The sequence below is a fragment of the Flavobacterium sp. 28YEA47A genome (assembly GCF_041262125.1).
Taxonomy (GTDB): Bacteria; Bacteroidota; Bacteroidia; order Flavobacteriales; family Flavobacteriaceae; genus Flavobacterium.
On the sequence record NZ_JBGCCI010000005.1, the window covers coordinates 185,960 to 198,977 of the forward strand.

Consider the following 13,018-nt stretch of genomic DNA (forward strand, 5'->3'; position numbering starts at 1 on the left):
AAATCGTAAATCTAAAATCGTAAATCGAAAGTCAAAAATCTTAAATCGAAAATTATTGAATTTTCTTAATCGTATTAACTAACGTTCCAATTCCTTCTACGGTAGCTTCAACGACATCGCCGTCCCACATCCATTCTTGAGGATTTCTTCCTGCGCCCACACCAGCTGGTGTTCCGGTAGCGATAATGTCGCCTGCTTCAAGCGTAAATACTGTGCTTAAGTCATTAATCAGATCCGGAATCCTGAAAAGCATGTATTTTGTATTTGAATTTTGCTTTTCAATACCGTTAACCGTTAGTGATAAATTAAGATTATGCGGGTCTTCGATTTCGTCTTTGGTAACCAGAATTGGTCCCATAGGAGCAAAAGTATCTTGTCCTTTAGAAACAATCCACTGTCCCGCACGACGACAATCTCTGGCACTAATATCATTGATAACCGTATAACCAAAAACATAATCCATTGCATCTTCTTTGGCAATGTATTTTCCTTTTTTGCTGATGATTACTGCCAATTCAACTTCCCAATCCAATTGTTGCGTCAGTTTTGTGTTGTGAAGGATAGCTTCGTCTGTACCAATGACAGCTGTTGGCGGTTTAGAGAAGATAACCGGCTGTTGCGGCAAATCTTTTGATGTGTCTAATGTTCTTGCCGATTCTGCTACGTGTTCCGTATAATTCAGCCCAATTCCGATAATGTTTTTTCTTGGTTTAGTAATCGGTGCCAATAGCTTTATTTCGCTTAAAGGAAGTGAAGCTGAAGCGATGGCATTTTCAGAAGAAGTCTTTATTATTTCAGCAATTCTGCCTACTTCTTCCAGTCCAAGATCAATAAGTTCCAACATGGTTTTTGGAAATTCTTCATTGTGCTTGTGCGAAAACGCTTCAAGGTCAAGAACTGTATCATTGTTGAAAATCCCAAGTTTTGGTTCTGAATTTTTATGCGTGAAAGTAACTAATTTCATTTTATTGTATTGCTATGGTTTTTATGGTTGTATTTTCTTTTTTCTTTCAGGTTTTAACTTTGAATTATCTGAAATCCTCCGTTTTCTTCATAGGCTCTTTCTTGGTATAATCCTAAAGATTCAATAACCGGAAGGTCGTTAAAAGAAAAAAGGCAGGCATCTTCGGTTTCTGAAAGATTTACGTGTTCGTGCACGGCCCAGGAAGGAACACAAAAAATATCCCTTTCTTTCCAATCATAACGTTTTCCATTAATCACAGAATAACCTTTGCCTTTAGCACATTGATAAACAAAAGATCCAGTGTGTTGGTGCGCTTTTGTATGTTCGCCAGCTCTTAGCAACTGCATCGATGCTCCCATAGTCTGCATGACATGTCCGCCGGTTACCGGATTGGAATAATGCATTAATATGCCGTCATAAGGAGAGCCGTCGTTTACCTGAGCAGCTTCTAATAGGGAAGGATAGACATTCTTCCATGAATATTTGAACAGAGGAGAATAGGGTTTGTCCCAAATTTTATCAGCAGGCAATAATCCTGATCCTCCATAAGTTAATGGCGAAAAATTAACCGGATACTTTAATTCTTGTTTTCCATCATAAACGGCATAGTCGTTAGCTTCTAAGGCATTTACCAAAGGAATATCCAGACCATCCTGCCAGATACAGGTTTTTCCGTCTGCTGCAACACCGTGCTCGTGCCAGGTGCTGTTAGGTGTAATTACAAAATCATTGACTTCAAACGTAATCTTGTTGCCATCTACGACTGTATAACCACCTTGTCCTTCCATGATAAAACGAAGCGCAGAAGCTTTATGGCGGTGAGCCGATGTGCTTTCTCCCGGACGGGTAACCTGTATGCCGGTATATAGCCAGCCTACGGCTGCGCTTACATCCTTTCGTTTGTCATTTACAAGATAAACCACACGACGTCCGGCTTGTTCCGGAGTTACCAGTTCGGATGATTTGAGTACCAATTCCCTCAGGTTTTCATATTTCCAAAGCATAGGAACAGAAGAAGTACGAGGTTCCCAAGGTTCAATATCATTTGCTACGGTCCATAAGGCGCCAGCTCCAAGTGTTTCTAGTTCTTTATAGTAAGCCTCAAGTTCAGGAGTATCCTTAACGCGGGCTCTTCCAATTACGTCGTCGTTGAATTTTGATTCCATATTTTTTTATTTTTTAGAAAACTCTTCATGGTTATCTATAAAGGTAATCTTTCTTGTTGGTGCAACATTTACTCTAAGGTCAAAAATATCGAAACGGTTGTAATGACCTAATATATCGTGCATCTGTTTTGGCTGGATGCATTTGGATAGATCAATATCAGCATAAACGATTCCTTCTTCATCGATTAACGGTTCTCCAACAACAGCACCGTTAGGACCTATTATTCCAGAGAAAGCAGAGTTTTTTCTTGTTAGCAATTCCTGAACATTTGGCACATCTTCTTTCAAAGCATCCATAATTTCTTGTGAAATTGTAGAACAGGAAACAATCGTAAACAGTTTTCCTTCAAAAGAGTGGGCAGCAGCCCGTATCTTTATCGCTTCAGCCATATTATAATCGGGAGGTGCTACCGGCAAGGAAATATAATTAGCGATATGGATCAATTCGCCTTGCGAAAGCAAAGTAAATCGGGCTAAAGTATTTGTGTTTTCTCCACAGGCTAATGTCCCAATTGGACCTATTTCAGTAGGATATACTTTTAAGGAAGAACCATCACCGCTTGTCCATGTAAGTTTTTCAGCCCAAGTAGGTACCAATTTTCGATGTCTTCCAATAAGTGCTCCGTTATTGTCTATAATCAGGTTTGTATTATAAATTTCTCCGTAGCTATTTCCTCTTTCATTGATTCCTATAACAACATGCACATTGTGTTCTTTGGCAGCCTGACACAGTTGTTGCACTTCGGGACCGTCTGTCGTTATAGAACATTTGTATAAAACTTCATACCATTTGCTGCCTTGTACAGGAGTCATAATCCAGTTCCAATACGGATAACCCGCAATAAAAACTTCAGGAAAAGCAACAAGAGAGGCTCCGTTTCCGGCAGCTTCCTTGATGAATGCTACAGCTTTATCTGTAGTGGCCTGTGCGTTTAGAAATACAGGGGATGTTTGTACTGCAGCGGCTTTAAATTTTGGAAATTCCATTCTATTTATTATTTATGATTTCGGATTTATGATTTCGGATTTATGATTTTGGCTCTTACTTCTCTATATCCTAATTTTTTGATTTTAGATCTTTGATTTATGATTTATACCTATCTAAATTGTCTATTCTCTATCATCTATAGTCTGTTTTCTGATAAAAAGGGTGTTATTTTTTGTTTCATATCTTCACTAAAAGGCTCGGATTTGATACTTTCCCTGTTTTTGCTGATAGCTACATTCACAAGCGTAACCTCGCCTTCAAGACAGGTTTTTCCTTGCTCGTCTTCAAAACGGAAACCGCAAACCATTGAGGCGCTTCCCAGATTAGTTACCCATAGATGTTTGGTTAGGATTTCTCCCAATCGGGCAGCTTTCTTAAACTGTACTTTTAAATCGACAGTCGGGATGCCGTTAGTTTCATGTATCGTTGCAAACGGACGTTCTAAGGCTTCTTCAAACCAATCTTCCACCAAGGCGTTTAGCATTTCAAGAAAACGAGGATAAAAAACAATTCCGGCGTAATCAACGTGTTGGAAACGTATTTTTTCTTCTTTAATAAAGTGATTGCTCATATTTTTTTAAAGGCTTTATGATATTTTAAAAACTTGCAGCAGTAGCTTTTCTCCAAAAAGAAATGAAGTTTTCCGGAACAGTATTTTCATTTAGCAGGCTGCCATTTTCAAGCTCAGGATAGGTTTCTGCAAATGTCTGGATTTTGGTTCGGTCAACTCTCATACTAACTACATGTCGGTCAACTTCATCTGGATGAGATATTCCCGCTGAAGCCATTAATTCCATAGCACTTTTAACCGTTTCATGTTGAAAGCGAGCTACCCGTACACTCTTTTCTTCCGGTACTAATCCTTTAACCAATCTCGGGTCTTGAGTAGCAACTCCCGTAGGGCAAGTGTTAGCATGACATTCTAAAGCCTGGATGCAGCCTAAAGCGAACATCATTCCTCTGGCTGAATTGCAAAGATCAGCACCGGTAGCTAACGTCTTGATGATATCAAAACCTGTAATGATCTTGCCACTACAGATAATTTTGATTTGGTCTTTAACGCCAAAGCCAACGAGACAATCGTATACAAAGGCCAATGCATCTCTTAATGGCATACCCACGTGATCAGAGTATTCTTGTGGAGCAGCACCAGTACCGCCTTCGCCACCATCAACAGTAATAAAATCAAAATATGTTTTTGTTTCTACCATGGCTTTGCAAATGGAAATAAATTCCGATTTGTTTCCAATACAGATTTTCATACCAATAGGTTTTCCGCCAGAACCTTTTCGCAATAACTTGATAAAATCCATTAATTCTAACGGAGTTGAAAAAGCAGAGTGGGTAGGTGGGGAAAGAATATCTTTTCCTTTACTTACCAGACGTATAGCTGCAATTTCATCGGTTACCTTTTCTTTTGGCAATATTCCACCATGTCCCGGTTTAGCGCCTTGTGAGAATTTAATCTCAATCATTTTTACATTGTCAAGAACAGCTCTTTTAGCATATTGCTCATAAGAAAAATTACCATTTTCATCACGACAGCTAAAATAACCTGTACCAATGTTCCAGACTACATCGCCGCCTTCCAGATGGTAAGGTGAAAGGCCTCCTTCACCGGTGTTATGATAAAATCCACCCTGTTTCGCACCTGAATTAAGTGCCTGTATCGCATTACGGCTCAGGGAACCAAAACTCATAGCGCTGATATTATATAAACTGGCATCGTATGGCTTTTCACATTGGGAAGATCCAATTTTAATTTTTGGATTACTATCGACCTTTGAGAACGGAATGGCTTTGATACTATGGTTGATCCATTGGTAGCCTATTTCGTAAATGTCTAATTGTGTACCAAACGGGTTAGAATCGGTCTCTTTTTTGCTTCGCTGGTATACAAGGCTTCTTTCTAAACGGTTGAAAGGCTTTCCATCAAGATCCTTTTCAATAAAGTACTGGCGCACACCCGGACCTAGAGATTCTAAAAGGTAGCGCATTCTTCCAACAAGAGGGAAGTTTCGTCGGATTGTTTTCTTGGACTGGAACATGTCATACAATCCCATGATTATCAAAGGGATGAATATTAGCAATAGGAAGCTGGCTTTCCAGTTGATATAGGTCATTATACTGATGATGGCCAATACCGTGATGCTTAATACTACAAATACTTTTCTCATTAGTTTGTTTGTTTTTTAAAAGAAATTATCAAGGATAATATTAGTGAATTTTACTCAATTTCCCTTGCCAAAAGCCTTTAATTTATATCGCTGTATTTTTCCTGTTTCTGTCTTTGGAAGCTGTTCCAAAAAACGGATTTCTCTTGGATATTTATAAGGAGCTGCATTTTCTTTAAACCAGTCCTGTAACGTCTTTACATATTCATCACAAGCCTTGGATTTATCTGCCAGGACAATATAGGCACATACGAGCATGCCTCTGTTTTCATCGGGAAGTCCTACTACAGCACATTCTGATATATCATCGTGTTTGAGCAATACGCTTTCAACTTCTATGGCTGCAATGTTGTATCCCGAAGAAATAATCATATCATCGCCACGGGCTACAAACCAATAGTAACCGTCTTCATCCTTACGGAAGATGTCGCCGGTAAGGTTCCAACCATCTTGTACATATTCTTTTTGTTTGTCAGTCCGGTTCAGGTATTTGCAACCGGTAATTCCTCTAACGGCTAACCTTCCAGGCTCATTAGCTTCTAATTCGTTGCCTTTACGGTCTACGATTCGGGCTTCATAACCTCGTATTGGCAGACCTGTAGCACCTTTTTTCATATTCTCTTCGTTTGATGATATGAAAATATGTAGCATTTCTGTTGCTCCAATACCGTCTATTATTTTTAAGCCAGTAGCTTCATACCAGTCTTCCCAGACTTTTTCAGGTAAGGTTTCACCGGCAGAAACGCATTTACGTAGTGACGAAATATCATAATCTGCTACTTTGGTAGTCAACACCCTCCAAGCTGTTGGAGCGGTGAATACGATAGAAACCTTATGATTTTGTATGGCTTCCAGTAATAGTTCCGGACTTGGTTTTTCAATAAGAAATGTTGAAGCTCCGAAATAAAACGGAAAGAGAACAAGACCTCCCAAACCAAAGGTAAAACCTAAAGGCGGACTGCCTGTAAAAATATCTTCAGGAACAGGCTGTAAAGAATACTTAGGAAAAGCTTCGCAAATTAGGAGTATGTCTTTGTGATAATGCGAAGTCATTTTAGGGTTTCCGGTAGTTCCGGAAGTAAAACCAATAAGGGCAACTGAACCGGCTTTTGTTGGGAAGTTCTGGAATTCCTTAGGTTTGTTGTGCATTAGCGTTTCAAGCTTTGACATGCCTTGTTCAGTACCGTCAAACGTAATAACCTGCTTTAGAAAAGACGATTTTACGGCAGCTAATGCTTCTTCCAAACGATAATCGCAAAAAGCATGTGATATTTCAGCACTGTCAATCATGACTTCAAGTTCTTTTTCACGTAGTAAAGGCATAGTTGCTACTACAATACCGCCTGCTTTGAGCACAGCAAACCAGCAAGCCACAAACATTGGGTTGTTGGCAGCTCGTATCAGTACACGATTGCCAGAAACCAAGCCTAAATCTTCAACTAGCACATGGGCAATCTGATTGGCCTTTTCGTATAAATCCTGATACGTCCAGTTTTTTTCAAAAGTACGCATGGCAATATGATGCCCACGACCTTCTTTGATGTGAGAGTCTAATAGTTTTTCTACGCAGTTAAGATCCTCCGGAAACTGAAAATCCGGGTGATCGTAGATATACTCCGGTTGCAGTTTTTGAGAAGGCAGGTGCTTTTGTGCGAAATTATCTAGGTACATTTTAATTACGAATTTCAAATTATCAATTGTCAACTATAAACTATCTTTTATGGCTTTCCGGTTTCAACGCTTTCTTCATTCCTTCAGCAGCTTTTCGTTCGCTTAATTTATAAGGATAAAGATGTGATATTCCTGCTTCATAAGCATTCGGAATATCTTGTGAAGGATACTGTTCATAAGCCTGAGCATTCCTTACAAAACCAGGATCAAGCAATAACGGCCTTCCCAAAGCTACCAAATCAGCTCTTCTGTTGAGGATGATAGTATTAATCTGGTCAATATCTTGTATGGCTCCGGCGGTAATGACCGGAACATCTATAGAGTTACGTATGGCATCCGAAAATGGAGTCTGGTACATTCTTCCATAAGCGGGCTTCTGATAATTTACAGTATATCCCGAGGATACGTCAATACAATCGGCTCCGGCCTGTTGAAATGCTTTTGCTATTTCCAATACATCCTCAGAAGTAATGCCGCCTTCTGCCCAATCGTTTGCTGAAATCCTTACAGAAATAGGACGATTCACATCAAAACTTTCCCGTATAGCACGGAATACTTCCAGAGGAAATTTAAGCCTGTTGGTTACATTTCCTCCATATTCATCTTTCCGGTTATTTGTTAGAGGTGATAAGAATGAGGCCAGTAAATAACCGTGATTAGCCTGCAATTCAATCATGTCGAATCCGGCCAGTTCTGCATTTTTTGCTGCATGGCGAAATTGCGTAATAACATTTTCCATATCCTGCCTATCCATTTCTTTTGGAACCGGCATTTTATCGTTATACGATATTGGAGAAGGAGCGAGGAGCTTCCATGGAGTTTCAATCGATACATCATGACCTTCCCAAGGACGTTTTACAGCGCCTCTTCTGCCCGAATGCCCAAGCTGTATTCCTATTTTACTTTTGCTATTTTGATGAACAAAATCAGTTATTTTTTTCCAGCTATCTATTTGTTTTTGAGAGTTTATAAGCGGGCAACCTAAAGTAATTTTTCCTTCTTCGCTTACTGCAACAGATTCAGTCAATATAAGTCCCACACCGCCTATGGCGCGGCTTCCATAATGTACCAGATGCCAGTCGGAAACTAATCCGTCCTGAGCCGCATATTGTTCCATTGGAGCCATGACAATTCTGTTTTGCAGGTGCATTTGGCGGAGTTGATATGGTGTAAAGGCTGGCGGTGTCTTACTTTCTGAATTGCCTATAGAGCTATTAAAATCTTTTAGTACAGCATCTGTGAAAGAAGCATCTCTTATAGCAAGATTTTCGAAGGTAACTTTTTTAGAACGTGTCATAACACCAAAGGCAAACGGCAGAAAATCTTGCTGAATATGTCTGTCCATGTCCTCAAACCACTCCAACGATACTTTAGCAGCATGTTGTATCATTTCTACCCGTTTACGACGACTTTGCTCGTAGGCGTGGAAAGCCTGTGGAATGTCGTTTGGATGGGCAGAGATGGCATCGGCCAGTGCAATAGCACATTCCATAGCCAATTTGGTTCCCGAACCAATGGAATAGTGTGCAGTAGCTTTTGCATCGCCCAGAAGTACGATATTATCTTTATGCCAGACGGTATTCGTGATAACCGGAAAATTTCTCCAATGCGATCGGTTTGAAATTAGTCCATGCCCGTCTAATTCTTCTTTGAAAAGTTCAGATAGCTTTTGTATAGTAGCCGTTTCGTCTTCAGTCACGAAACCTGCTTTTTTCCAGGTTTCCGGCGAAGTTTCAAATATCCAGGTACTTTTTCCTTCTTCATATTGGTACGTATGGGCTACAATAGGACCATATGGTGTATTTCTGAAAAAATAAGTAAAAGCATCTAACGGACGAGTAGAGCCCATCCATACGAACTTGTTTTTCTGCAATGCAGAAGTGGTACCGAAATCAGTAGTTTGTTTGTCTCGGAATATACTGTTAATACCATCGCTGGCTACAATTACATCAGAATCTTTAAATTGTGCAAGGTCTTCTACGACATGCTCAAAATGCAAAACAACGCCTTCTTCACGACATCTCTGCTGTAGGAGTTGCAGTAAGGTTTTTCGGGAACAGCCGCAGAATCCGTTTCCTGTAATGCGGACTTTTTGGCCATCGCGTGCAATATCAAGATCATCCCAGTAGGCAAAACGGCTTCGGATTAGTTCATAGGATTTTGGATCACGAGAAAGAAATTCGCTCAATGTCTCGTCTGAAAACACCACACCAAAGCCAAAAGCATCATCTGCCTTGTTGCGTTCATAAACGTCAATCTGAAACTCCGGATTGGCCTTTTTGGCAAGTATAGAAAAATAGAGTCCTCCGGGACCGCCCCCAATTACGGTTATTTTCATTTTATTACTGTCTTTTAATTACAAATATTTCACCTAATTTGGAATAGTTTGATCCTGCGAGCCTTGCAACAGGTTTGTATGTATCCATATTGATTTTATGATCGTCGAGCAGTACCTTTTCGTCAAAATGAAACATCACGACCCTGCCAATTACGACAGTAGCACCACCATATTTGTGTCCTTCAAGAGAATAATGATGGACAAGTTCACATTCAAAAGAAATGGGACTTTCTTTAACTCTAGGCGGACTTACCTTAACACAAGAAACGGGAGTGAGGCCGGCAAGTTCAAATTCATCAATATCTGCGTGTACCGTCTGTGCGGTAGTATTCATGGCTTCTACAATGTCTTCGGTAACCAAGTTTACAACAAATTGTCCAGTAGCTAATGTATTGGCAAGAGTATCTTTTTTCTGCTGATTTGAGTGAGCTGTTGCGAACATTACATGAGGCGGATCATCACCTACAACATTAAAAAATGAGAATGGAGCAAGGTTATGAATGCCGTTTTCACTAATGGTGGATATCCATCCGATAGGCCTCGGAATAACAGCTCCGCTGATGAGTTTGTAGATGGCTTTTTGATCGAGTTCGTCAGGATTGAATTCCATTTTATTTGCGTTTGTACAAATTAAAGGAAATTTTTAGAATTATTTTTTAGGGTATGTATTTTTAAGAGGGTAAAATTAGGAATAGTGTAAAAATTCATAATTACTAATTTGGAATTATGAATTTTAAATAACATGCGTTTTTATATGGTTTTATGTTTTATTTGGTTTTTTTTAACATAAATGAGGAAATCCGTAAGGAAGTATGTTAATTCATTGGTAGTATTGTTAGAAGAAAAAACCGACAAAACTTTGATTTTCCGGCTCTGTTTTTAACCAACTACCACAAAAAAATGAAGCAAAAAATCCTACTCTTATTATTTTTTATCCCCTATTTTCTTTTTTCACAAGAATATATCTACAAAGAATTTGGGCTCAATGAAGGTTTGCCCAGCCTACAGGTCTATAATATATATCAGGATAAAAATGGTATTGTTTGGTTCGCTACTGATAGAGGCGTAGCCAATTATAATGGTTATGAAATCAGGTCATTTGGAGTTGAGGATGGACTGCTGTCTAATGTAATCCTGAGCTTTTATCCGCAACCAGATGGTAGGGTGTATTGTTCTACTTTTGACAACACTTTATTCTATTTTGATGCTGATTTTAAAGGTTTTAAGCCCTATAAATACAATTCTATCCTTACTAAAACATTAAAACACAACCAGACCATACAAAATATTTATTTTGATAAAAAAGAAAACCTATTCATAAGTTCTATTTTTAAGATAGGGAGACTGGTTATCAATAATAAAGGTGTTATTGTTGAAAATATAAAAAAACCTTTTCCTTCTTATGTAAATGGAGAAGTCAGCTATTCTGTTTACGAAAAATATGATAAAACATTGTTTTATTATGTCACAGACGATGTATCTAAACTAGGTCCTCAGTCGGTAAATGTATTTAGTGGGGATGGAAAGATCGAAATTATCGAACTTCCTGATTCTGAATATTTGGTTTACAGGAATGAATACGATATATCGGTACGAGATAAGAACGGAAAGCTGATTGCAAAAGTAGAAAATAGTTTCAAGCCCTTGGTAATAAAGGCAATTGACAGCTCTCATTTTTTTATCGGTTATCTGTTTGGCGGTGGTAGTATTGTTGATATAAAAGGGAAAATTACAGCTTCATTTTTAAAGGATCAGTCTGTTACTAATTTCTTAATCGACAGGGAAGGTGGATATTGGTTCACGACTTTATATTCGGGTGTATTTTATATCAAAGAATCTAAGATTAGGGTTTATAGACAGAACAGTATCGATATTCCTATTTATTCTCTTACTAAAAATAAGAATAATGAGCTTTTTGTAGGTTATGACAATGGTAGGATTTTAAAGATTGATCGCGATAATAATTCAAGTGTATATTTTAATTCAAATAATATGGTACGATCGTTTATGGAGCATGATTCCCATACAGGTTATTCTTTATCATTTTATCAAAATCAACTTATCAAAAACAAAAAGCAGCCCAAAGTAGAATCCTACCAGGCTTATGTCCTTAAATTCTCAGAATCTGCTGAAAAAGGAATACTTGTTTCTCAACTAGGCGGGATTTATCAGGTTGATTTAAATGGAAGTCAACCAGAACGACTCATCAAACTTCCATTCAGGGCTCATGATGCTTGTTATTGGAAAGATGATATTTATATTGGCACTCCGCAAGGTGTATATGTTTATACTCCTGATGGAAAATTAAAAGCACTCAAAAGCCAGAACAAGCTTTTTGGCAACAGGATTGACGATATTGATTATAATGAAAAACGAAACGAGCTTTATTTTGCTTCTTTGGGGCAAGGGCTTATTATTTATGATAAGACCACTGAAAAGGTAACCTCCATTACCAAAAAGGATGGCCTATTTAGTGACATTGTTAATGAAGTACATATAGAAAATGAAAATGAAATCTGGATTTGTACAAATTCCGGATTGAATAAAATCACATTCGGCACTGATGGAAAATTTAAGCTCACCGGATTAAAGAGTTCCCACGGATTACTTAATGATGGGATCAGCGATGTAGAAATCATAAATGACAGAGTTTGGATTGCGTCAAAGAAAGGATTGGCTTATGCACCGAAAGAATTATTTGAGGGTTCAAAAAAAAATACAGACTATCTTTTAAGGCTGAAGCAAGTACTTGTAAATGAAAAAGAAACAAGTCCTGAATATTTAAGTGGCTTGTCTTATGACGAAAATAGGATCGAATTTAATTTTGAAGCCGTATCGCTAAAAAATGAAGGCAGACTTGTGTATAACTACAAATTAGAAGGGCTAGATAAAAAATGGTACAGTACCAAAAACAGGAAAGTTACTTTTTCTTCACTTCCGCATGGTGATTATGTGTTTAAAATTGCTGCGAAAGATCCTAATGTCATGCAAAATGCAAGTTTTCTGGAAATTCCTATCCATATAAAAGCGCCTTTCTGGAAAGAAATCTGGTTCGTCATATTGTCTGTTGTTGTTTTGCTCTGCATTGTTTATTTCTTTTTCAAGCTTCGGGTACTCTCCTATAACAAAGACATTACGCGGGAACTGCTCCGCATTTTGGTTAGAAAAATAAAAAGAAAAGAAAACTATTTTGTTTTTAAAGAAGCTGGAAGAGATATCCGTATAAAAACAGATACGATTTTATATGTAAAATCATCCGGCAATTATATAGAACTGGTAACCGAAAACAAGACCTATGTAGTACGCTGCAAAATAGGAGATTTTATTGACGAGACACCAGATTCGTTGGAATACTTGAGAATCCATCGTTCGTATATTGTGAGGATTGATAAGGTAGATACCAAATCCAAGACAGAAGTGATTATAAACGGAGAAAAGCTTCCTGTAAGTGCATCCTACAATGATGCAATTGACAATCTTGTTTTTTAAACAAAAAAATCATCACAAGAATCCAATAATTCGTCCCAGCCCCTTTTTTGTTGGTCACTATTTTGATACTAAAACGTCACAAATAGCTAAAAATAAACATTTTATGATTTTGTTAAGAATAGTTTTGTCTCAGCTTTAATTCATGATGTAGGTGAATTCCTCATAAAGGTTTTTCTCTATTAAATGGATGACAGGCACAAACGAAACCCAAACCATTCATTAACTTAA

9 protein-coding genes are annotated in these 13,018 nt (G+C 38.2%); 1 reads left to right on the forward strand and 8 read right to left on the reverse strand.

What is annotated here, in order from left to right; all coding sequences use genetic code 11:
- Positions 1 to 52 precede the first annotated feature (52 nt).
- The 8 genes from ABH942_RS08965 to ABH942_RS09000 form a co-directional block, all read right to left on the reverse strand.
- Entirely contained in the window at positions 53 to 964 is a 912-nt protein-coding gene (locus ABH942_RS08965; protein ID WP_370031204.1) for a fumarylacetoacetate hydrolase family protein, read from the reverse strand.
- A gap of 53 nt (positions 965 to 1,017) precedes the next feature.
- Positions 1,018 to 2,130, reverse strand: a complete 1,113-nt coding sequence (locus tag ABH942_RS08970) for a cupin domain-containing protein (protein WP_370031206.1) — start codon at positions 2,128 to 2,130, stop codon at positions 1,018 to 1,020.
- Positions 2,131 to 2,136: 6 nt separating this feature from the next.
- Complete coding sequence (locus tag ABH942_RS08975; RefSeq protein ID WP_370031208.1) at positions 2,137 to 3,117, reverse strand: carbon-nitrogen hydrolase family protein; 981 nt, start codon at positions 3,115 to 3,117, stop codon at positions 2,137 to 2,139.
- Between the two features lie 137 nt (positions 3,118 to 3,254).
- Positions 3,255 to 3,689: an acyl-CoA thioesterase gene (locus tag ABH942_RS08980; protein ID WP_370031210.1), complete on the reverse strand. Its 435-nt coding sequence runs from the start codon at positions 3,687 to 3,689 to the stop codon at positions 3,255 to 3,257.
- Between the two features lie 25 nt (positions 3,690 to 3,714).
- Entirely contained in the window at positions 3,715 to 5,295 is a 1,581-nt protein-coding gene (locus ABH942_RS08985; protein ID WP_370031211.1) for an FMN-binding glutamate synthase family protein, read from the reverse strand.
- Between the two features lie 54 nt (positions 5,296 to 5,349).
- Positions 5,350 to 6,963 (reverse strand): AMP-binding protein, encoded by a 1,614-nt coding sequence (locus ABH942_RS08990; protein ID WP_370031213.1) that lies wholly within the window; start codon positions 6,961 to 6,963, stop codon positions 5,350 to 5,352.
- A gap of 40 nt (positions 6,964 to 7,003) precedes the next feature.
- A complete protein-coding gene (locus ABH942_RS08995) occupies positions 7,004 to 9,301 on the reverse strand; it encodes an FAD-dependent monooxygenase (protein ID WP_370031215.1) in 2,298 nt (765 codons plus the stop codon).
- A 4-nt stretch (positions 9,302 to 9,305) separates the two neighbouring features.
- Positions 9,306 to 9,911: a flavin reductase family protein gene (locus tag ABH942_RS09000; protein ID WP_370031217.1), complete on the reverse strand. Its 606-nt coding sequence runs from the start codon at positions 9,909 to 9,911 to the stop codon at positions 9,306 to 9,308.
- 290 nt (positions 9,912 to 10,201) lie between these two features.
- On the opposite strand from ABH942_RS09000, the gene ABH942_RS09005 reads away from it, so the two are divergent.
- Positions 10,202 to 12,790 carry a two-component regulator propeller domain-containing protein gene (locus tag ABH942_RS09005; RefSeq protein ID WP_370031218.1) on the forward strand — a complete coding sequence of 863 codons (2,589 nt, stop codon included), beginning with the start codon at positions 10,202 to 10,204 and terminating at the stop codon, positions 12,788 to 12,790.
- The last annotated feature ends 228 nt before the right edge of the window (positions 12,791 to 13,018 follow it).

Coding starts and splice junctions, on each gene's coding strand:
- ABH942_RS08965 (WP_370031204.1), bottom strand. CDS start 964: ATGAAATTAGTTACTTTCACGCATAAAAATTCAGAACCAAAACTTGGG.
- ABH942_RS08970 (WP_370031206.1), bottom strand. CDS start 2,130: ATGGAATCAAAATTCAACGACGACGTAATTGGAAGAGCCCGCGTTAAG.
- ABH942_RS08975 (WP_370031208.1), bottom strand. CDS start 3,117: ATGGAATTTCCAAAATTTAAAGCCGCTGCAGTACAAACATCCCCTGTA.
- ABH942_RS08980 (WP_370031210.1), bottom strand. CDS start 3,689: ATGAGCAATCACTTTATTAAAGAAGAAAAAATACGTTTCCAACACGTT.
- ABH942_RS08985 (WP_370031211.1), bottom strand. CDS start 5,295: ATGAGAAAAGTATTTGTAGTATTAAGCATCACGGTATTGGCCATCATC.
- ABH942_RS08990 (WP_370031213.1), bottom strand. CDS start 6,963: ATGTACCTAGATAATTTCGCACAAAAGCACCTGCCTTCTCAAAAACTG.
- ABH942_RS08995 (WP_370031215.1), bottom strand. CDS start 9,301: ATGAAAATAACCGTAATTGGGGGCGGTCCCGGAGGACTCTATTTTTCT.
- ABH942_RS09000 (WP_370031217.1), bottom strand. CDS start 9,911: ATGGAATTCAATCCTGACGAACTCGATCAAAAAGCCATCTACAAACTC.
- ABH942_RS09005 (WP_370031218.1), top strand. CDS start 10,202: ATGAAGCAAAAAATCCTACTCTTATTATTTTTTATCCCCTATTTTCTT.